Here is a 21,296-nt window from a genome sequence, read left to right as displayed (position 1 = left end):
CGGAACGAAGAACCAAGGAGAACCACTCATGGCACGTGCGGTCGGCATCGACCTCGGTACCACCAACTCGGCAGTCTCCGTCCTCGAGGGCGGCGAGCCGACGATCATCGCGAACGCCGAGGGCGGCCGCACCACCCCGTCCGTCGTCGCGTTCGCCAAGAACGGCGAGGTGCTCGTCGGCGAGGTCGCCAAGCGCCAGGCCGTCACCAACGTCGACCGCACCGTGCGGTCGGTCAAGCGGCACATGGGCAGCGACTGGAAGAGCCCCGAGATCGACGGCAAGCGCTACACCGCGCAGGAGATCAGCGCCCGCATCCTGCAGAAGCTCAAGCGCGACGCGGAGTCCTACCTCGGCGAGAGCGTCACCGACGCCGTCATCACCGTCCCCGCGTACTTCGACGACGCCGAGCGGCAGGCCACCAAGGAGGCCGGCGAGATCGCGGGCCTGAACGTGCTGCGCATCATCAACGAGCCCACCGCGGCGGCGCTGGCCTACGGCCTGGACAAGGGCAAGCAGGACGAGCTCATCCTCGTCTTCGACCTCGGCGGCGGCACCTTCGACGTGTCCCTCCTCGAGGTCGGCAAGGACCCGGAGGACAACTTCTCCACGATCCAGGTGCGGGCCACCAGCGGTGACAACAAGCTCGGTGGCGACGACTGGGACGACGTGGTCGTCCGGTGGCTCATCCAGCAGGTCAAGAACAAGACCGGCCAGGACCTGTCCAAGGACAAGATCGCGATGCAGCGGCTGCGCGACGAGGCCGAGCGCGCCAAGAAGGAGCTGTCCTCGGCGACGTCGACCAACATCTCCGCGCAGTACATCTCGATGACGCCCGACGGCCCCATCCACCTGGACGAGACGCTCTCGCGGGCCCAGTTCGAGGAGATGACCAAGTCGCTGCTCGACCGGTGCAAGGCGCCGTTCCACAAGGTGATCGACGACGCCGGCATCAAGCTGTCCGACATCGACCACGTCGTGCTGGTCGGCGGCTCCACCCGCATGCCCGCCGTCACGGCCATCGTCAAGGAGCTGACCGCCGGCAAGGAGCCCAACAAGGGCGTCAACCCCGACGAGGTCGTCGCCGTGGGCGCGTCGCTGCAGGCCGGCGTCCTGAAGGGCGAGCGCAAGGACGTGCTGCTCATCGACGTCACGCCGCTCTCGCTCGGTATCGAGACCAAGGGCGGCCTGATGACCACCCTGATCGAGCGCAACACCGCGATCCCGACCAAGCGCTCGGAGATCTTCACCACCGCCGACGACAACCAGCCCTCCGTCCTCATCCAGGTCTTCCAGGGTGAGCGCGAGATCGCCCAGCACAACAAGTCGCTCGGCACGTTCGAGCTGACCGGCATCGCGCCGGCGCCGCGTGGCATCCCGAAGATCGAGGTCACCTTCGACATCGACGCCAACGGCATCGTCAACGTCTCCGCCAAGGACCAGGGCACCGGCAAGGAGCAGACCATGACGATCACCGGCGGCTCGGCCCTGTCCAAGGAGGACATCGAGCGGATGGTCAAGGACGCCGAGGCGCACGCCGAGGAGGACAAGAAGCGCCGCGAGGAGGCCGAGGTCCGCAACCAGGCCGAGCAGCTCGTCTACTCGACGGAGCACTTCCTCAAGGAGTCCGGCGACAAGGTCCCGGCCGACGCCAAGACCCCGGTCGAGGAGGCGCTGAAGGACCTCAAGTCCGCCATCGCCAAGGACTCCGAGGCCAGCGCCGCCGACATCCGTGCGAAGGTCGACGCGCTCAACGAGAAGTCCCAGGCCATGGGCCAGGCGGTGTATGCCGCTGAGCAGGCTTCTGCGGCAAGCGGCGCCGGCGCGTCGGCCGGGTCGTCGGACGGCAAGGCCTCGGGTGCGAGTGACCAGTCGGGTGCCGACGAGGACGTGGTCGACGCCGAGGTCATCGACGACGACCAGGAAGCCAAGTGAGCCAGATGGACCCCGAGACCAGCGCAGCAGGGGAGGTCCCACGCGTGGTGGGCGACCCCGAGGGCGCCGGCCCGGCCGCGACCGGGGGAGCAGGTGCCGACCCGGCCGCGGGTACCGGTCCCGATGCGACCGAGGGCGCCGGCACCCCCGGCGCCCCGGATGCGGCTGCCGGCGGCCGGGGCCCGCTCTACGCCGACGGAGGCGCCGGTGCGTCGGCCGAGCCCGGCGGCGAGGATGAGTACGACCACGCGCCCTCCTCCGCCGACCTGGCCGAGGAGGACAACATGGCCGCGTCGCTGCTGGCCGACCTGCAACGCCTGCAGGCCGAGTACGTCAACTACAAGAAGCGGGTCGACCGCGACCGCGAGCTGATCCGCACCAACGCGGTCAGCAGTGTCGTCGAGGCGCTCCTGCCGGTCCTGGACGACATCTACTTCGCCCGGCAGGCGGGCGACCTCGCGGACGGCCCCTTCGCCGCGATCGCCGACAAGCTCGAGGAGACCCTCGGACGGTTCGGCATCGAGCGGGTCGGCGAGGTCGGCGAGGAGTTCGACCCCAACGTGCACGAGGCCCTGATGCACGTCGAGGCCGAGGTCCCGGAGGGAGCGACCGACACGACCGTCGTGCAGGTCTTCCAGCCGGGCTACCGCAACGGCGAGCGGCTCGTGCGGGCCGCGCGGGTCTCGGTCGCCGACCCCGCCTGAGTGCCGTGCCGCTGGGCCGGGCAGCCGGCCCAGCGGCATACATGAGACTGTGATCAGTAACGAGGAGGTGCGCCGGAATGGCTAGCCAGGACTGGTTCGAGAAGGACTTCTACGCGATCCTCGGCGTGCCGCAGGACGCCGACGAGGCGACCATCAAGAAGGCCTACCGCAAGCTCGCCCGCAAGATGCACCCTGACCAGAACCAGGGCGACCCGCGGGCCGAGGAGCGTTTCAAGGAGATCGGCGAGGCCTACGCGGTCCTGTCCGACCCCCACCAGCGCAAGGAGTACGACGCGATCCGGGCGATGGCCCACGGCGGCGCGCGCTTCACGGCCGGTGGGCCCGGCGGCGCGGGCGGGGCCAGCTTCGAGGACCTGTTCTCCGCCTTCGGCACCGGCGGCCAGGGCATGCGCTTCGGCACCGGCGGGCAGGGGGCCGGGCCCGGCCTGGAGGACCTGCTCGGCGGGCTGTTCGGCGGTGGGGGCGCAGCCGGGTACGGCGGCTTCGGCGCGCCCCGCGGCCCTCGGCCGGGCGCCGACGTCCAGGCTGCCACCCACATCGGCTTCCGCGACGCCGTCGAGGGCTCGACCGTCTCCCTCCAGTCGCCCGAGCTGGGCCGGATCAACGTCCGGATCCCGGCCGGCGTGCGCAACGGCCAGAAGATCAAGCTGCGCGGCAAGGGCCGCACCGGCGACCCGGGGGCGCCCAAGGGCGACCTCATCCTGACGGTGACGGTCGACCCGCATCCCGTCTTCGGGCGCGACGGCGACAACCTCACCGTCGACCTGCCGGTGACCTTCGCCGAGGCGGCGCTCGGCGCGACCGTGCCGGTGCCGACGCTCGACGGCAAGTCGGTCAAGGTCAAGGTGGCGGCGGGCACACCGAGCGGACGCGTGCTGCGGCTGAAGGGCCGTGGTGTCCGGCACGGCGACCGGACCGGGGACCTGCTCGCCAAGGTACAGGTCGTGGTCCCGCAGCGGCTGACCGACGAGGCGCGTGCGGCGATCGAGAAGATGGCGGCGGCCGAGAACGGCTTCGACCCGCGCGCGGAGCTGTTCGTCAAGGCGCGCACCTGAGCGGCCCGGGCGTGCGGATCATGAGAGCCAGGAGGTGAAGACGGATGGCACGACAGAGCGTAGGCCTGGGCGCGGGTCCCGGCGACGACACCCCGGTCTTCGTCATCTCCGTCGCGGCACAGCTGGCCGGGATGCACGCCCAGACCCTGCGCCAGTACGACCGGATGGGCATCGTCACGCCCTCGCGGACCCGCGGTGGCGGGCGACGCTACAGCAGCCGCGACGTCGAGCTGCTGCGCGAGGTCCAGCGTCTCTCCCACGAGGGGGTCTCGCTCGCCGGCATCCAACGGATCCTCGAGCTCGAGCAGCAGGTCGAGGCGCTGCGCTCCCACGTCCAGCAGCTCGCCGAGCAGCTCGAGTCGGCCCAGGCCGCGGCGATGCAGGTCGGCCGGGTCTTCGCGGCCGGTGCACGCGGCGACGTGGTCGCCATGGCGCCGGGACGTCGCCCGCCTCGACCGGTCCACTCCCAGGCACTCGTCGTCTGGCGACCGGACCGGCGGCGCGCATCGTCCTGACGGCTCGCCGCAGGTGACCGCCGGTCGACGTTCCCGTTCGACAGCGGCGCGGCATACCGCCGCTGGTGCGCCTACGCTCTGGGGATGACGTCCCGGCTGCCCCTGCACGCCGAGTTCCTGCTGCTGGCACACGACGACCGGAGCGGGCGGCCGCTCATCGACAGCACGCATCTGAAGGCCGGGCTGGCCGGCGCTGCCGTCACCGAGCTGACCCTGCAGGAAGCGCTGCGCCTCGAGGGGGACGGACGGTCCGCCCGGCTGCACGCCACCGGTCGGGCCGTCGCTCCCGAGCTCGAGGAGGCGTTGGCTCGCGCAGACGGCCGGTCGCCCAAGGACGCAGTGGCGCGCATCGGCGGTGGCCGCAGCTGGCGCGACCGGGCGGGTCACCTCGAGGCGGCGACCCTCGCCGGCCTCGAGGGGGCAGGTGTCGGCGTACGCGGCGAGCAGACGGTTCTCGGCGTCTTCCACCGGAAGGTCTGGCGCGAGCAGGACCCGGCGGTCGAGCGGGAGATCGTCGAGCGTCTGCGAAACGCGGTGCGGGCGACCGGTGAGCCCGACACGCGCACGGCCGTCCTCGTCTCGCTGCTCAGCGCGACCGGTCTGTTGCGCAAGGTCCTGCCCGAGCAGGACAAGCGAGTTCTCGCCGCCAGGGCCAAGGAGATCAGTGCCGGGCAGTGGGGCGGCCAAGCGGTCGCCACGGCGATCCAGGAGGTCGAGGCAGCGGTCGTCGCGGCGGTCGTCGCGGCAGGCGCCGCCGGGGCGAGCAGCTGACCCGAGCCTCGGTTCGGCTCCTGGCTAGCCTGTGGGACATGCACTCTCGTGGCCGAGGACGTGTCGTCGCCTGGGTCGACGCGTCGGCCGGGCTGGCCGGCGACATGCTGCTCGGTGCCCTGCTCGATCTCGGCGCCGACCTCGGGGCGATCCAACGGTGGGTCGACGCGGTGGTCCCCGGCACGGTCCGGATCAGCGTGACGGAGGCGCGGCGCGCCGGGCTGCGAGCTGCCCAGGCCCACGTGGGCCTCGTCGCGCCGGACCAGCACCACCGCCGGTGGGCCGAGATCCGGGCTCGGATCGCGGGCGCCGACCTGCCCGAGCGGACGACCTCCCGGGCGCTCGCGGCGTTCGAGGCCTTGGCGCGGGTCGAAGGGGTCGCGCACGGGGTCGCGGTCGACGAGGTCGAGTTCCACGAGGTCGGTTCGTGGGACTCGATCGCCGACGTCGTGGGGGTCTGTGCCGGCCTGGAGGATCTCGGCGTCGACGAGGTCGTCGTGAGCCGGATCGCGGTGGGCAGCGGCTGGGTACGCGGTTCGCACGGACGCCTGCCGGTGCCGGTGCCGGCGGTCGTCGGGCTCGCGCGGGGATGGCAGGTCGAGGCCGGAGGGCAGGGCGAGCTGGCGACGCCGACAGGGATGGCGCTCGTGACGACTCTCGCCTCGGCGCAGCGCCCGCTGCCCGCGATGCGGCTGGTCGGCACCGGTGTCGGGGCCGGGACCCGGGAGGTCGAGGGGCGCGCCAACGTCGTGCGGGTGGTCCTGGGAGAGCGGGTGACCGGCGACGAGCCGGCCCGCTCTGCGTCCGCCGGGGGGCCGCCCGGACTCGTCGAGCGGTGGATGACTCTGCTGGAGGCCAACGTCGACGACCTCGACCCGCGGGTGTGGCCGACGGTCATCGAGGCGCTGCTCGCTGCCGGGGCAGCCGATGCCTGGCTCGCCCCGGTCGTCATGAAGCGCGGACGCCCGGCCCAGGTCCTCTCCGTCCTCGCCCGCCCCGACGACGGGCCGGGGCTGCGCGACCTCGTCCTGTCGCTGACCAGCACGATCGGCCTGCGGCAGAGCGAGGTCCGGCGCTGGGAGCTGCCGCGGGGATGGGTGACGGTCGAGGTCGAGGGACGCGAGATCGGCGTCAAGCTGGCCCATCGCGACGGGCGGGTCGTCCAGGCGACACCCGAGTTCCGGGATGTCGAGTCCGCGGCCGAGACGCTCGGTCGTCCGGTCCGTGACGTGCTGGACGCCGCCCGGGCAGCGGCCGTTCAGGCCGGTCTCGTGAGCGACGCCGAGGTGCCGCCCGGTCTGATGCACTGAGGGTGGCGCCCGCGCCGTCGCCGGCCAGGTCACGGGTCATGTCGCAGGCCTGGCTCGACGTGGTCCGGTCTCCAGCCAAGTCGCGGGTCATGTCGCAGGCCTGGCCCGACGTGGTCCGGTCGCCAGCCAGGTCGCGGGTCATGTCGCAGGCCTGGCCCAACGTGGTCCGGTCGCCGGCCAGGTCGCGGGTCATGTCGCAGGCCTGGCCCGACGTGGTCCGGTCGCCAACCAAGTCACGGGTCATGTCGCAGGGTGTTGCTGCGGCCGAGCAAGTCACGGGTCATGTCGCAGGGACGTTCTGGCCTCGTGCTCAGGTCGGTCCAAGGGCGCGACATGACGTGCGACCTGACTGGGCTCCCCTTCGCGCTCGAACCGTCAGCGAGCCTTGAGACGGGTAGAGGGTCCTACGGACAGGCAAAGAGCCTCTCGGACAGCCTCCGGACAGACAGCCCTCGGCGGCCGGAAGCTCCAGTCAGGCCGGCGCCGCGATCTGGGCGGCGAGATGGCCGGCGCCGTACCCGTTGTCGATGTTGACCACGCCGACCCCGGGTGCGCACGCGTTCAGCATCGTCAGCAGCGGGGCCAGTCCGCCGAACGCGGCGCCGTACCCCACCGAGGTCGGCACCGCCACGACCGGGGCACGGGCCAGGCCGGCGACGACGCTCGCGAGCGCCCCGTCCATCCCGGCCACGACGACGATCGCGCGGGCGCGGTCGATCAGGTCGATGCGGTCCAGGATGCGGTGCAGCCCGGCCACGCCGACGTCGACGGCGAGCTCGGTCGGCCGGCCCAGGTAGGTCAGCGTCAGCAGCGCCTCGCGCGCCACCGGCAGGTCCGAGGTGCCGGCACAGAAGACCGCGACGAGCCCGCCGCTCGGCTCGGGCGCGGTCGGCGGCCACGCGAGCAGCCGAGCGGTCTCGTCGTGCAGCGCCTCGGGCAGCACCTCCCGGATGGCGGCGGCCTGCTCGGCGGAGGCGCGGGTGAACAGGACAGCTCCGCTCGTCTCTCGAGCTGCCACGGCCCGTCGGAGCCGGGCCGCGATCGCGCGGACCTGGGCGACCGTCTTGCCCGCGCAGAAGACCGCCTCGGGGAAGCCGCGTCGGGCCGCACGCCCGAGATCGAGCTCGGCGATCCCGTCGAGGTCCGCGACATCGATCGGTATGCCGCTCACCGCCGTGGGTTCGTCGGAATCCGTCCCGCTCGGGGCCGGCGGCGGTGCCTCAGGCATGTCCGGCCTCGACCAGGGGCAGGGTGAAGGCGCCCGATTGGATGCCGGCGACGTCGACGGCGACGAAGCGGAAGCCGGCCGCGATGCCCGCCTGCTGCAGGGCGACCCGGCTGCCGGGCTGCATGGCTCGTGCGATGTCGTCCTCGGGCAGCTCGATCCGGGCGATCTCGCCGTGGTGGCGCACGCGGCAGTCGGGGAAGCCCAGCCCGTGCACGACCCGCTCGAGCGCCTCGATCTGCCGGAGCTTGGCCGGCTCGACCCGGGAGAAGTGCGGGATGCGCGAGGCCAGGCAGGGTGCCGCGGGCTTGTCGGCGTTGGGCAGGCCCAGCGCGCGGGCGAGCGCACGCACGTCGGCCTTGGCCAGCCCCGCGTCGGCGAGTGGGCGCAGCACCGCGTGGTTGGCCGCGGCCCTGGCTCCGGGCCGGTCCGGGCGTCGGGCGTCGTCGGCGTTCTCCCCGTACGCGACCGCGCCGAGCCCGTGCGCTGCGGCCACCTCGTCGGAGATCCGGGTGAACAGCTCGTCCTTGCAGTGGAAGCACCGGTCCGGCCCGTTGGCCCGGTAGAGCGGGTTGTCGCCCTCGTGGGTCGCCACCTCGACGACCGGCGCGCCGATGGCGGCGGCCACCGCGCGGGCCGCGCGCAACTCGTCGGCGGCCAGGCTGGGGGAGACCCCGATGACGGCCAGGACGCGGGCGGGGCCGAGGTATCGCACGGCCAGGGCGAGCAGCAGCCCGGAGTCGACCCCGCCGGAGAAGGCGACCCCGAGCCGGCCGGTGGGCGTCGCGGCGTGCAACAGCCGGCCGACCTCGTCGGCAAGCTCGACCAGCCCCGGAGGCAGTTCGTCCCCGAGGTGCACTGTCGACGACGAAAGCTGCACTGTCGACGACGAATGCTGCACTGTCGAGGAGGAATGCTGCACTGTCGAGGGGGAGTGCTGCACTGTCGAGGAGGAATGCTGCACTGTCGATCGGGTGTCGGGGGCTGCGCTCATGGCCCCAGTCTCACCCACGAGCGCAAGCCACGACGAGCGGGTCAGTCCGTCTGCACCTCGGACCGGTCCTGGGCCCACAGGGTGTGGAACGTCCCGGTCACGTCGGTGCGGCGGTAGGTGTGCGCGCCGAAGTTGTCGCGCAGCCCCTGCACGAGGGCCGCGGGCAGCCGCTCGGCACGCATCGTGTCGTAGTAGGCCAGGGCGCTGGAGAAGCCGGGCACCGGCACGCCGGCCGCGGTGGCCTGCGCCACCACGCGACGCCACGCGTCCTGCCGGTCGGCCAGACCCTGCCGGATGCTCGGGGCCACCAGGAGGGTGGCCAGCTGGCCGGCGGCATACTCGTCGCTGATCTGCTTGAGCAGCCGGGCACGGATGATGCAGCCGCCGCGCCAGATGCGCGCGACGGCGGCGATGTCGACGCCCCAGTCGTAGTCCTCGCTGGCCCGGCGGATCTGCTCGAGGCCCTGGGCGTAGGCGACCACCTTCGAGCTCCACAGTGCCTGCCGCACATCGTCCACCAGCTGCTGGCGCTCGGCACCGACGTGGCGTTCCGGGCCGCTCAGCACGCCCCGGCACGCCTGCCGGATCGTCGCGTCGCCCGATGCCGACCGGGCGAACACCGCCTCGGCGATCGCGGAGACCGGCACGCCCATCTCGAGAGCCGTCTGCACGGTCCAGCGACCGGTGCCCTTCTGCTCGGCGGCGTCGACGATCACCTCGACGAGCGGGCCGCCGCTGCGCGCGTCGACCTGGGCGAGCACGTCCGCGGTGATCTCGACGAGGAAGGAGTCGAGCTCGCCGGTGTTCCAGCCCCGGAACACCTCGGCGATCTCGGCGGCGCTCATCCCGGCCGCCGAGAGCACGTCGTAGGACTCGGCGATGAACTGCATGTCGGCATACTCGATGCCGTTGTGCACCATCTTGACGAAGTGCCCCGCGCCGTCCGGCCCCATCCAGGCGCAGCACGGCTCCCCGTCGACGTGCGCGGAGATCCTCTCGAGCATCGGCCCGAGTGCGGCATACGACTCCTTCGAGCCCCCCGGCATGATCGACGGACCCTCGAGCGCGCCCACCTCGCCGCCCGAGATGCCGACACCGACGAAGTGCAGCCCGCGCTCCCGCAGCGCCGCCTCACGCCGGCGGGTGTCCTCGAAGTTGGCGTTGCCGCCGTCGACGACGATGTCACCCTCCTCCAGCAGCGGGACCAGCTCGTCTATGACCGCATCTGTCGGCCCACCGGCCTTGACCATGATGATGATCCGACGGGGCCGCTCGAGGGAGGCGACGAAGTCGGCGGTCGACTCGGACGGCACGAAGTCCCCCTCGCTGCCGTGGTCGTTCATGACCGCCTGGGTCTTGGCGTACGTGCGGTTGTGCAGCGCGACGCGGTACCCGTTGCGTGCGAAGTTGCGGGCCAGGTTGCTGCCCATGACTGCCATTCCGGTGACACCGATGGTGGCGAGGTTGCTCACGTTGCTCCTTTGCTGGGTGGGGCTGTTCGAGGGTATGCCGCTCGGCCGGCTTGCGTGTCAGGCGTCCTCACGCCACCGCTTGCGCAGGTAGAACGCGGCGGACTTCGGGTCGCGCTCCCGGGTGAAGACGCCCTTCTTGTTGCCGTCGACCCGCATGATGCCGGGTGTGGTCTGGAAGTCGGCGAAGTTCCAGACGTGCTCGCCGACGACCGCCGGGATCGAGTCGAAGACGCGGTGGTTCATCTCGAGGTACGCGATCTGGTACTCCTCGTCCCACGGCTGGGGAGCGACCGCGTGCAGCCCGGTGAGCGTGTCGGCGCCGTACTCGGTGATGATGATCGGCTTGTTCTCGCTCGCCCAGCCCTCGAGCTCGGTGCGCCAGGCGATCTCGGCGTTGGCGAGGTCGCCGGTGTTGACGTACCAGCCGTAGTACCGGTTGAGCATGAGCACGTCGCCGAACTGCGAGACCCGGCACTTGCCGTACGGCGCCAGCATCACGTTGACGAAGCCGACCGGCCGCGTCGGGTCGGCCTCGCGGGCGACGTCGAACAGCGGACGGAAGTAGTCCTCGGCGCCCTGCGTGTCGCTCTCCGGCTCGTTGGCGATCGACCAGAGCACCACGCACGGGTGGTTCTTGTCGCGGGCGACCAGTTCGCGGATCGCCTGGGCGTGCACCTGCTGCGTCGTGTCGTTGACCGTCTCCGGGCTGAAGGTGGTGTAGCCCTGCGAGCCGAAGATCCCGCCACCCAGACCCATGTTGAGGCCCACCGCGGCGGTCTCGTCGATGACGACGATGCCGTGCCGGTCGCAGTGGTCGAGCACGTCCTCGGAGTAGGGGTAGTGCGAGGTGCGGAAGGAGTTGGCGCCGATCCAGCCGAACAGGCGGAAGTCGTGGACCATCCACGCGTTGTCGTGTCCCTTGCCGGTGACCGGGATGTCCTCGTGCTTGCCGAACCCCTTGAAGTAGAAGGGCTCGCCGTTGATCAGGAACTCTGCACCGCGAACCTCGACCGTGCGGATGCCCACGGTCTGCACGTAGCTGTCGTGGACCTCATCGCCGCGCACGAGCCGGACCTCCAGGGCGTAGAGGTAGCCGCGACCCGGCTGCCACAGCGTCACGTCCGGCACGGTCAGCGTGCCGGCGGCACCAGAGCCGGTGGCCACCTCGGTGCCCGTGGCGTCGCGCAGGACGGTGCGAACCTCGAGGCCGTCGGCGGCGTCTGCCTCGACCGTGTAGCGCACGCTGCCGGTGGTGCCCGCGTAGTCGGTGACGACCGTGATGTCCGTCAGGTGCGCCTGGGGCCTTGCGGTGAGCCAGACCGACCGGTGCAGACCGGCGTAGTTGAAGAAGTCGTGCCAGTAGCGCTGCGCCGGGCCGGCGGGGGTCTGCTCGATCACGCCGGGCGGGATCGTCTGGAAGCTCAGGCTGTTGTTGACGCACGCGGTGACGCGGACCTCCGAGCCGGGGGTGACCAGCTCGGTGACGTCGGCCTCGAACGGCGTGTAGCCGCCCTCGTGGCTCGTCACCTCGTGGTCGTCGACCCACACGGTCGCGCGGTGGGTCGCCGACTCGAAGTGCAGCACGACTCGCTGGCCCGCCCACCCCCGGGGGACGCGGACCGTGCGCTGGTACCAGACGTCGCCCACGTAGTCGCGCACCGCCGCGTCGGCCGAGACGTCGTTGAAGCTCGCGGGGACCGCCATCTCGCCTGCGTCGGGCAGGGGGGCGGCATACCAGGAGTCGGCCCGGCCACGGGAGTCGGTGTCGAGCCGGAAGGCCCAGATCCCGTCGAGGCGCTTCGTCTCGCGGGTGGCCGTGTCCTGGGGGCGGAGCATTGGTAACACCTTTCGGTTGCCGGTGGTTCGGTTCTGCAGGGTGGTTCGGTTCTGCGGGTGGGGCGGTCGGGGTTGGACGGAGCGGTCCGGACTCGCGCGGTGGGCAGGGGACACCGGCCGACCGGGCGGGCCTCGGATCAGCGCAGCCGGAAGAGCACCTCCCCGGCGCGGGGGACCACGAACACGTCGGGGTCGGCCTCGGCCGCGGCGACGTCGATCGAGGCGGGGTCCCGGTAGCCGAGGTTGGCCGCCCGGCAGACCTCCTCCGGGATGCCGGTCGCGAGGGTCACCTGGACCCGGAGTCGCTCCTCGCCGGTCTGGGCGTCGTAGGTCCCCGCGCCGCGCAGGTGGGTCGAGTGGGCCAGCGTGCCCCAGTGGACGTGCTTGAAGCGGTCCCACTGCTTCACGAAGTAGTCGCGGCAGTGGTAGCCGATCTCGTTGATCTCCGGGTGCATCGCCGAGATCTGGGTGATGTGCGGCGCGTAGAGGATGACCTCGCCGCCGTCGGCGACGACCGGCTCGAGCTTGTAGAAGCCCTTGGCGCCGGTCCAGATGTCCTCGTACATGCGCGGGACGAGCGAGAGCACGGTGTGCACCGGCTCGTCGAGGTAGGTCACGTGGCTCGCCGCGCAGACCTCGGCGGCATCGGCCCACGAGGCGATCGTGTCGCCGAACGACACCGAGTGCAGCGAGTCCGCGTACGAGCCGGTCCCGCCCACGACGCAGAAGGCGAGCTTCTCGGCCGGGATCAGCGCGGCGCCCTCGTTGATGAGCGCGCGCACCGGGGTCAGGCCGGTCGTGCCGATGATCTCGGCCGAGGTGATCAGCGCCCCCAGCCAGTGCGACACGTCGATGATCTGCTGTCCGGCGACCCCCGGGAAGAAGTACTTGTTGCCGCCCGAGATGCCGACGACCTCGTGCGGCAGCACCGGCCCGACCACGAGCGCGATGTCGTGCTCGACGACCGCCTTGTTCAGCAGCACCGGGACCTCGACCGAGAGCCTCCCCTCGGAGAGCTCCTCGAGCCGCGAGGCGGGGATGGTGCCGAGGTTGGCGAACGTCTCCGGCTTCCACCACTCGTGGTTGACGACGGTCATGCCCGGGTAGGTCTCCTCGAGGTGGCCCGGCTGGTAGCCGAGGTGCCGGCCCAGGTGCGCCTCGCTCATCGCGGCGTGGGTGCCGAGGGCGATCAGCACCGTCAGTCGCGACACCCGCCCGTGCAGCGCCTCGTGGACCGCGCCCATGAGCAGCGGCATCGGGCAGGTGCGGGTGCCGTCGGGCACCAGGACGCACACGCTGCGGCCGTCGACGTCCACCCCGGCGAGCTGTTCGCGGATGAAGCCGCGCACCTGCTCGGCCTCGAGGATCCCGTCGGCCCCGCCGACGCGTACGGCCTGCCCCGTGGCAGTGGGGGAGGGCTTCTCGCTGGTCGTCGTCATGGGTCCACTCTTGCGTCGTCCGGCACGGCGGGCAAGGGTGGGCGACAACAGCAGGCGAACATAGGCCAGGAGAACCACACGTGGAGAGGACGACCGCATGACCCCGACTACGAACCTCACGCTGCACCCCGACCGGCTCTTTCCCGCGGAACCAGGCGTCCGCGACATCGCCCGCCGGTTGTACGCCGAGGTCCGGGACCTGCCGATCATCTCGCCGCACGGGCACGTGCCCCCGCAGTGGCTCGCCGAGGACACCCCGTTCGGCGACCCGACCTCGCTGCTGCTGTCGCCGGACCACTACATCTTCCGGCTGCTGCACGCCGAGGGCGTCCCGCTCGAGGCGGTCGGCGCCGGCGGCTCGCCGCTCGACGCGGCGGGCGCACGGGCGGCCTGGCGTCACTTCTGCGAGCACTGGAGCGCGTTCCGCGGCACCCCGGTCCGGTTCTGGATGGAGAGCGAGCTGGTCGACATCTTCGGGGTGACCGAGCGGCCGTCGGCGCAGAGCGCCGACCGGATCTACGACCGGATCGCCGAGCACCTCGCCTCACCCGACTTCCGGCCCCGCGCGCTGATGGACCGGTTCGACATCCAGTTCCTGGCCACGACCGACGACCCGGCGGACGACCTGCGCCACCACGAGGCCATCGCGAACGACCCCACCTTCACCCGCCGGGTGGTCCCGACCTTCCGCCCCGACCGGTACCTCGAGCCGGGCCGGCCCGACTTCCCCGAGCTCATGACGTCACTGGCCGGCGCAGCCGACACCGACACCGGCGACTACGCCGGGTACCTCGTCGCGTTGGCCGACCGGCGCCGCTACTTCAAGGACCACGGGGCGGTCTCCTCCGACCACAGCCACGCCGACGTCGTGACACTGACGCTCGACGACGCGGAGGCACGGCGCATCTACGCGGCCGCCCTCGCCGGCGAGGCCTCCGAAGCGGAGGCGACCGCGCTGCGGCGCCACATGCTCGTCGAGATGGCCCGGATGGCCACCGAGGACGGCCTGGTGATGACCCTGCACCCCGGCGTCTACCGCAACCACGACACCGCAACGGCCCAGCGGTTCGGCCCCGACACCGGCCACGACATCCCGACGGCCATGGAGTTCACCCGCGGGCTGCAGCCGCTGCTCGACCGGTTCGGCAACAGCGCCGGCTTCCACCTGGTGGTGTTCACCATCGACGAGACGGTCTACTCGCGCGAGCTCGCGCCCCTGGCCGGCTACTATCCCGCGGTCTATCTCGGCGTGCCCTGGTGGTTCATCGACGCGCCCGAGGCGATCCGCCGCTTCCGCGGCGCGGTCACCGAGACCGCGGGCTTCTACCGCACCTCCGGGTTCATCGACGACACCCGCGCCTTCTGCTCGATCCCGGCCCGCCACGACATGTCCCGCCGCCTCGACAGCGCCTACCTCGCCCAGCTCGTCGCCGAGCACCGGCTCGAGGAGGACGAGGCGCTGCAGACCGTCGTCGACCTGGTCACCTCCGTCCCGAAGCAGGTGTTCAAGCTGTGAGCCCGAACCAGCCGTATGCCGCCCAGCCCGCCCCCGACGGGAGCGACCTCCCCGCCGGGGCGGGGTCGCCCGCCCCGCGGCGGCTGTCCCGGCGGACCGACGGGCGGCCCGCCGCGCCGGTGCGCCACGTCCACCTCGGCGTCGGGAACTTCTTCCGCGCCCACGCCGCCTGGTACACCGAGCACGCCCCCGACGCGGACGGGTGGGGCATCGCCGCGTTCACCGGCCGCTCGCCGGCGGTCGCCGAGGCGCTGGCCGCGCAGGACGGCCTCTACACGCTGCTCGTCCGCGGCCCGCAGGGCTCGACGCCGGAGGTGATCTCCTCGCTGTCCGCCGTCCACCCGGCCGACGACCTGGTCGCCCTGCGCCGCTACTTCGCCGACCCGGCCGTGGCGGTCGTGACGAGCACGGTCACCGAGGCCGGCTACCGGCGCGACGCCTCCGGCGGGCTCGACACGGCGGCGGCGGACGTGCAGGCCGACGTGGCGGCGCTGACCGCCGACCCGCAGGGCGGTGTCGTCACCACGACGCCGGGCCGTCTCGTGGCCGGCCTGCTCGCCCGACGGGCCGGTGGCGAGGCACCGATCGCCTTCTGCCCCAACGACAACGTCCCGGACAACGGCGAGATGGTCTCCCGGGTCGTGCACGACCTCGCCCGGCTGGTGGACCCGACGCTGCTGCCGTGGATCGACGCGAACGTCTCGTTCGTCACGACCATGGTCGACCGGATCACGCCCCGGACCACCGACGCCGACCGTGCAGAGGTGCTGCGCCAGACCGGCGTCGACGACCCCGAGACGGTCCCGACCGAGCCCTTCGCCGAGTGGGTCATCGCCGGCCGGTTCCCGGGCGGGCGGCCCGCCTGGGAGGCCGCGGGCGCCCGCTTCGTCGACGACGTCCGGCCGTTCGAGCAGCGCAAGCTCTGGCTGCTGAACGGCTCGCACTCGCTGATGGCCTACGCCGCCTCGATCCTCGGCCACGAGACGGTCGCCGACGCGATCGCCGACCCCGAGGTGCTCGGCTGGGTGCAGCAGTGGTGGGACGCGGCCGCCATCCACCTGCCCCTGCCCGCGGCGGAGGTCGACTCGTACCGGCAGGCGCTGCTGGACCGCTACCGCAACCCGCAGATCCGCCACCTGCTGGCCCAGATCGCCGCGGACGGGTCGCAGAAGGTCCCGATCCGGGCGGTGCCGGTCATCCGGGCCGAGCTCGGCGAGGGCCGGGTTGCCGAGGGCGCCACCCGGACGGTCGCGGCCTGGATCGCCCACCTGCGGGCGCACGGCGCCCCGGTCACCGACGCGCACGCCGACGAGGTCAGACCGCTCGGTGCGGGCAGCCCGACCGACGCGGTGCGCGCGACCCTGACCTGGCTCGGGCTCGATGCCGAGGCCCGGCAGGGGGCGCTCGCCGCCACGGTGCGGGCCCAGCTCGTGGACCTCGAGTCGCGCGCATGAGCGGGGTCGACCGGCGGGAGGTGGTCATCGGGATCGACGTCGGGACGACGGCGGCCAAGGTGGTCGCCTTCGAGGTCGGGCCCGCGGTCCGCGGCGAGCCGGTCAGCCGGGGGATCCGGGAGTACCCCCTGATCCGGCCCCAGTCCGGCTGGCGGGTGCAGGACCCGGGGGACGTGACGGCCGGCGTCGTCGCCGCACTGCGCGACTGCGTGGCCGGTATCGGCGACGCCGAGGTCCTGGCGCTCTCGGTCAGCACGGCCATGCACGCCGTCATCGCCCTGGACGAGCAGGGCCAGCCGCTGACGCCCATCGTCACCTGGGCCGACGCACGGGCCCGCGACGTGGCCCGGGAGCTGCGCGCGACTCCGCTGGCAGCGCGGTTGCAGGCCTCGAGCGGCACCCCGGTCCACTCGATGGCGCCACTGACCAAGCTGCGCTGGTTCGCCCGGCACGAGCCGGACCTGACCGCCCGAGCGGCCTCGTGGGCCGACCTGAAGGCCCTCGTCCTGCATGCCCTGACCGGGCGCCTGGCCACCGAGCTGTCCTGCGCCAGCGGCAGCGGTCTGCTCGACATCGCGGCGCGGGCCTGGGACCCCGAGGCGGTCGACCTCGCCGGGATCCGGCTGGAGCAGCTGCCACCGATCCTGGCGACCACCGCGGCGCTGCCCCTCGCCGAGACCGTCGCCGCGCAGGTCGGGCTGGCCCCGGGGACCCCGGTCGTGGTCGGCGCCGGAGACGGCCCGCTGGGCAACCTCGGCACCGGGGCGCTGCAGCCCGGCGTCGCCGGGCTCTCGCTGGGCACCAGCGGCGCCCTGCGCCTCGTCGTCGACGGGCCCTACGCCGACCCCTCCGGACGACTCTTCTGCTACGCGCTCACCGACGAGCGTTGGGTGGTCGGCACGCCGATCAGCAACGGCGGCGCCGTGGTGCGTTGGGCCAGAGACGTGTTCGTGGCCGACCGCCCCGGCGTCCCGCCGCCCGAGGCTGCCCCGGCGGTCACGGATGCCGACGTCCTCGCGCTGGCCGCCGCCGTCGCGCCCGGCTCCGAGGGGCTGGTCATGCTGCCCTTCCTGCTCGCCGAACGCGGCCCGCTGTGGGACGCGGACGTGCGCGCCGCGTTCCTCGGCATCCGCCAGCACCACACCCGCGGACACTTCATCCGGGCCGCCGTCGAGGGCGTCGCCTTCCAGCTCGCGACGATCCTCGACGGCCTCGACGAGGTCACGCCGGTCACCTCGATCCGGGGCACCGGCGGGGTCTTCCGCAGCGACCTGTGGCGGGAGATCCTGGCTGCCGTGCTCGGCCGGCCGCTGGTCGTCACCGCCGGTGCCGAAGGGTCGGCGCTCGGAGCCGCCGCCCTCGGTCTGCTCGCGGTGGGCCGGGCGACGACGCTGGAACAGGCCGTCGAGACGCTGTCCCCCGGGCTGCTCGACGAGGCCGGCCACCACGCGAGGATCGTTGCCGCGGAAGCCGACTCGGCGGCATACCGAGCTGCCCGCGTCTCGGCGAAGGGGCGGCTGGAGGACCTGCGCGCGTCCGCCGACCTGCTGGCCGGCCAGACGGGGGCAACGCCCTGACCTCAGCCGGTTGCGCGCAGCGCATTGTCGCGTGAGACGGATGGGGCTACGGTGGCGTCACCGGCATCGATCAGGAGGTTGGGATGTCCGAACAAGCGGGGGTCGACGCACCCGGCGGTACGGCGCAGACGGTCAAGCCGGTCGTGACGCTCTGGGAGCAGTACGGTGCCGGCGCGGAGGAGATCGGCCGGGAGGTGGCGCGAAGCCTGGGGCTGCCGTACCACGCGCAGGCGTTCAGCTCCGACGAGCTGGAGCACCCCGAGTCCTCGCTGGAGAACCGGGCCGTGCTGACCACCGTCCTGCGGACGATGGGCGGTGCCTACGGCGGCTTCGAGGGGCGCGACATCGTCACGACCCAGCAGGAGCGGCGCGACCTCATCACGACCAACAACACTGCTGTGCGGCAGTCCGCGCAGGAGGGCGGGGTCATCGTGGGCCGCAACGCCACGGTCATCCTCGCCGACCGGCCGCGCACGCTGCACGTCCTGCTGACCGGCGAGGTGGCCGACCGGGTCGCTCGTGCCGCCGCGGCAGCCGGCATCCCGGTAGAGCAGGCCAAGAAGCGCCAGGTCCGCGAGGACGACGTCCGGGCGGAGATGTCCCGGGTGCTCTACGGGTGGGACCCGCACCAGCCGGACCACTACGACCTCGTCCTGAACACCAGCCGCATCCCGGCCGCAGCGGCCGTCAGCGCCATCGTCAACGCCATCCGCGCGACCCTCTCATGAGCCAGAGGTCGAGCGCAGCCCTACTACCCCGAGCGTGAGGCCCCGCATGTCCGTCGCCGCATCGAGCACCCGAACCGCCGTCCAGCACAAGCCGCTCACGCTGAAGACCTATCTGGCGTACGCGGCCGGAGACGCCGCCAACAACCTGACCTTCACGATGGCCGGGATGTTCCTGATCCTCTACTACACCAACGTGGTCGGGGTCGAGGGAGCGGTCATCGGGACGATGTTCCTCGTCGTGCGCTTCATCGACGCGTTCACCGACGTGGCCACCGGGCGGATCATCGACGCGCGGCAGCCGGGGAAGATGGGCAAGTTCCGCCCGTTCATCCTGTGGTTCTCGCTGCCGCTGCTCGTGACGAGCATGCTGATCTACTCGGCCAAGGTCCTCTTCCCGGACATCTCCGGCGGGGCCGCGGTCCTGTACATGTACGTCACGTACCTGCTGATGGGCTCGCTGTTCTACACGCTGGTGAACATCCCCTACGGCTCGATGGCGCCCTCGCTGACCCAGGTCCCGGCCGAGCGCGGCAAGCTCGCGACGTTCCGCAGCTACGGTGCGGCCATCGCCGTGCTCGCGCTCGCCTTCATCATCGCCCCGCAGATCAAGGCCAACATCAAGGACCCGGACGCGCTGCAGCACTCGTTGTTCATTACGACGGCCGCCTTCGTGGTGGTGGGCATGGCCCTGTACCTCTTCCTGGTGTTCTCCACCAAGGAGCAGGTGACCCGGTCGGACGCGAAGGTCTCGCTGAAGGACAGCCTGCACACCCTCGTCTCGAACAAGCCGCTCGTGTGGCTGTCCAGTGGTGCCGTGCTGTTCCTGACGGGCCTGACCGCGTTCAGCACGCTCGGGGCGTACATCGCCATCTACGTCCAGCGCAACGCCCAGTTCATCGCCTGGAACACGCTGGCCCAGACCGTCGCGCTGTTCGTCGTCGGGCCGTTCATCCCGACCGTCGTGCGCACGATCGGCAAGCGCACCGGCTACCTGATCCTCGGCGGCATCGGCATCGCCGGCGCCATCGTGCTCGGGCTGGCTCCGCTCGGCACGGTCCCGCTGTTCGGCCTGCTCGCCTTCTTCCTGATCGGCATGGGCATCAACGGCGTGAACACCCTGATGTGGGCGCTCGAGGCCGACTGCGTCGAGTACGGCGAGTGGGCCAGCGGCAAGCGCACCGAGGGCACGACGTATGCGGTGTTCTCCTTCACCCGCAAGATGGGGCAGGCGCTCGGCGGGCTGGTCGGCGGGCTCGCCCTGACCTATGCCGGGTTCAACTCCGAGGTGGCCTCGACCGGTGGCGCGCAGGCCCCCGGCGTGGCCCAGAACATCCAGTACTGGTCCGGAGGCCTGGTGGCCGGGTTCGTGCTGCTGTCCCTGATCGTGATGGCCCGCTACCCGTTGACCGAGGCGAAGTTCCTCGAGATCACCCAGGAGATCGCCGTGAAGCGGGGTGCCGACTCGGCGACCTGAGCCGGCACCGGCCGACAACCTGCGACCCGGCCGGCCTGAAGCTGCGACGTGGCTTCGGGCCGGCCGGGTCGGTCGTCTCGCCGGTCAGTCGACCCGCTCGGGGAACCGCCCCTCGGCCCGGATCCGGGCGTTCAGCTGGCGCAGGTACTCTGCCTCGTCGAGGTCGAGGGGGACCTCGGTGCCGAGCCAGGAGGACAGGTGGATGGCGTTGGCCAGCCGCACGCCGTTGATGCCCTCGTGCCCGGGCGCGAGCAGCGGGGTGCCGTCGAGGATGTGCGCGGCGAAGTTCTCCAGGACCCCGGCATGCTGGACGCCCCACGGTGAGTCGAGCTCGACGATCTCCTGCTGGTAGAAGCGCGACACGTCCAGCTCGCCCATGAACAGCCGCCGCACCGCGTCGGCGTCCAGCTCGTCGGACAGCTCCCGCTCGTCCTTGACCAGCCGGGTCACGGTGGCGGTCTTCGAGCCGTCCACGACGATCTTGCCCCTGTCGCCGAGGATCTCGAAGCGGTCGGTGCCCACCAGGTCGTGGGTGGCGGTGACGAACACGCCGGTCGCGCCGTCGCCGTAGTCGACCACCGCGGTCACCTCGTCCTCGACCGCGATGTCGCGGCGGAACCCGTAGGCGACCTTGGCGGTCACGGACTTCGGCGTGCCGCAGATCCACTGCCACAGGTCCAGCTGGTGGGGCGCCTGGTTGACCAGCACGCCGCCACCCTCGCCGCCCCACGTGGCGCGCCACGCGGACTGGTCGTAGTACGCCTGCGGGCGCCACCAGGTCGTGATCACCCAGTTCGTGTGCCGGATGGCGCCGATCTCGCCGGCGTCGACGATCTGCTTGATCCGCTGGTACAGCGGGTTGTTGCGCTGGTTGAACATGATCGCGAAGGTCAGCCCGGGCCTGGCCGCCGCGAACTCGTTGAGCCGGCGCACCTGGGCGGTGTAGACGCCGGCCGGCTTGTCGATCATCACGTGCAGCCCCGCGTCGAGGGCGGCGATGCCGATCTCGGGGTGCAGGTAGTGCGGCACCGTGGTGACCACGGCGTCGACCTGTCCCGAGGCGAGCAACGCGTGATAGTCCTCGTACCGGGGCACGTCCGGGTAGGCGCTCGCGGCGCGGTCCAGCGCCGCCGCGTCGATGTCCGCGACCGCCCCGATCGCCATGTTCGGGACCGCTCCGGTGGAGATCAGCTGCGCGTACATCGATCCCTGCGCGCCGAACCCGATGATGCCGAGCCTGACCAGGTCTGCCATTGCCGAAAGCCTCTCGTT

Annotated in this window: 17 protein-coding genes; 11 read left to right on the top strand and 6 right to left on the bottom strand. The window is 72.0% G+C overall.

The features are described from left to right. Nucleotides 1-28 precede the first annotated feature (28 nt). The 6 genes from dnaK to larC all read left to right on the top strand — a co-directional run bounded on the left by dnaK (nucleotide 29) and on the right by larC (nucleotide 6,309). Complete coding sequence (dnaK, locus tag WMI84_RS04185; RefSeq protein WP_347350756.1) at nucleotides 29-1,933, top strand: molecular chaperone DnaK; 1,905 nt, start codon at nucleotides 29-31, stop codon at nucleotides 1,931-1,933. Next, nucleotides 1,930-2,637, top strand: coding sequence for a nucleotide exchange factor GrpE (locus tag WMI84_RS04180; protein ID WP_347350755.1), 708 nt, complete (start codon nucleotides 1,930-1,932; stop codon nucleotides 2,635-2,637). Before dnaK ends, WMI84_RS04180 begins: the two co-directional genes overlap by 4 nt. 77 nt (nucleotides 2,638-2,714) lie before the next feature. Next, nucleotides 2,715-3,713 (top strand): DnaJ C-terminal domain-containing protein, encoded by a 999-nt coding sequence (locus WMI84_RS04175; protein WP_347350754.1) that lies wholly within the window; start codon nucleotides 2,715-2,717, stop codon nucleotides 3,711-3,713. Nucleotides 3,714-3,757: 44 nt separating this feature from the next. After that, complete coding sequence (locus WMI84_RS04170) at nucleotides 3,758-4,228, top strand: helix-turn-helix transcriptional regulator (protein ID WP_347350753.1); 471 nt, start codon at nucleotides 3,758-3,760, stop codon at nucleotides 4,226-4,228. An 84-nt stretch (nucleotides 4,229-4,312) separates the two neighbouring features. Continuing rightward, on the top strand, nucleotides 4,313-4,999 hold the full coding sequence (locus WMI84_RS04165) for a GPP34 family phosphoprotein (protein ID WP_347350752.1): 687 nt from the start codon (nucleotides 4,313-4,315) through the stop codon (nucleotides 4,997-4,999). Between the two features lie 38 nt (nucleotides 5,000-5,037). Next, a complete protein-coding gene (gene larC, locus WMI84_RS04160; RefSeq protein WP_347350751.1) occupies nucleotides 5,038-6,309 on the top strand; it encodes a nickel pincer cofactor biosynthesis protein LarC in 1,272 nt (423 codons plus the stop codon). 472 nt (nucleotides 6,310-6,781) lie between these two features. On the opposite strand, the gene larB is transcribed toward larC, so the two are convergent. The 5 genes from larB to WMI84_RS04135 form a co-directional block, all read right to left on the bottom strand. Beyond that, nucleotides 6,782-7,480, bottom strand: a complete 699-nt coding sequence (gene larB / locus WMI84_RS04155; RefSeq protein WP_347350750.1) for a nickel pincer cofactor biosynthesis protein LarB — start codon at nucleotides 7,478-7,480, stop codon at nucleotides 6,782-6,784. 49 nt (nucleotides 7,481-7,529) lie between these two features. After that, a complete protein-coding gene (locus WMI84_RS04150; RefSeq protein WP_347350749.1) occupies nucleotides 7,530-8,393 on the bottom strand; it encodes an ATP-dependent sacrificial sulfur transferase LarE in 864 nt (287 codons plus the stop codon). 176 nt (nucleotides 8,394-8,569) lie between these two features. Beyond that, entirely contained in the window at nucleotides 8,570-10,000 is a 1,431-nt protein-coding gene (gene gndA / locus WMI84_RS04145) for an NADP-dependent phosphogluconate dehydrogenase (protein ID WP_347350748.1), read from the bottom strand. Nucleotides 10,001-10,057: 57 nt separating this feature from the next. Next, on the bottom strand, nucleotides 10,058-11,836 hold the full coding sequence (gene uidA / locus WMI84_RS04140) for a beta-glucuronidase (RefSeq protein ID WP_347350747.1): 1,779 nt from the start codon (nucleotides 11,834-11,836) through the stop codon (nucleotides 10,058-10,060). Between the two features lie 137 nt (nucleotides 11,837-11,973). Next, nucleotides 11,974-13,275, bottom strand: a complete 1,302-nt coding sequence (locus WMI84_RS04135) for a lactate racemase domain-containing protein (RefSeq protein ID WP_347350746.1) — start codon at nucleotides 13,273-13,275, stop codon at nucleotides 11,974-11,976. Nucleotides 13,276-13,372: 97 nt separating this feature from the next. Between WMI84_RS04135 and uxaC the strand changes: the two genes are divergently transcribed. The 5 genes from uxaC to WMI84_RS04110 all read left to right on the top strand — a co-directional run bounded on the left by uxaC (nucleotide 13,373) and on the right by WMI84_RS04110 (nucleotide 20,024). Next, nucleotides 13,373-14,791, top strand: a complete 1,419-nt coding sequence (gene uxaC, locus WMI84_RS04130; protein WP_347350745.1) for a glucuronate isomerase — start codon at nucleotides 13,373-13,375, stop codon at nucleotides 14,789-14,791. After that, nucleotides 14,788-16,245 carry a mannitol dehydrogenase family protein gene (locus WMI84_RS04125; RefSeq protein ID WP_347350744.1) on the top strand — a complete coding sequence of 486 codons (1,458 nt, stop codon included), beginning with the start codon at nucleotides 14,788-14,790 and terminating at the stop codon, nucleotides 16,243-16,245. Before uxaC ends, WMI84_RS04125 begins: the two co-directional genes overlap by 4 nt. Next, on the top strand, nucleotides 16,242-17,822 hold the full coding sequence (locus tag WMI84_RS04120) for a gluconokinase (protein WP_347350743.1): 1,581 nt from the start codon (nucleotides 16,242-16,244) through the stop codon (nucleotides 17,820-17,822). The genes WMI84_RS04125 and WMI84_RS04120 overlap by 4 nt, the downstream gene beginning before the upstream one ends. A gap of 83 nt (nucleotides 17,823-17,905) precedes the next feature. Next, nucleotides 17,906-18,550 (top strand): cytidylate kinase-like family protein, encoded by a 645-nt coding sequence (locus tag WMI84_RS04115; protein ID WP_347350742.1) that lies wholly within the window; start codon nucleotides 17,906-17,908, stop codon nucleotides 18,548-18,550. Nucleotides 18,551-18,596: 46 nt separating this feature from the next. Continuing rightward, a complete protein-coding gene (locus WMI84_RS04110; protein WP_347350741.1) occupies nucleotides 18,597-20,024 on the top strand; it encodes a glycoside-pentoside-hexuronide (GPH):cation symporter in 1,428 nt (475 codons plus the stop codon). Nucleotides 20,025-20,108: 84 nt separating this feature from the next. On the opposite strand, the gene WMI84_RS04105 is transcribed toward WMI84_RS04110, so the two are convergent. Then, nucleotides 20,109-21,278: a Gfo/Idh/MocA family oxidoreductase gene (locus WMI84_RS04105; RefSeq protein ID WP_347350740.1), complete on the bottom strand. Its 1,170-nt coding sequence runs from the start codon at nucleotides 21,276-21,278 to the stop codon at nucleotides 20,109-20,111. Between the last annotated feature and the right edge of the window lie 18 nt (nucleotides 21,279-21,296).

The organism is Intrasporangium sp., from assembly GCF_039812505.1.
Classification (GTDB): domain Bacteria; phylum Actinomycetota; class Actinomycetes; order Actinomycetales; family Dermatophilaceae; genus Intrasporangium_A.
Note: the sequence above shows the minus strand (reverse complement) of the source record. Positions and strands in the feature narration are given on the sequence as shown.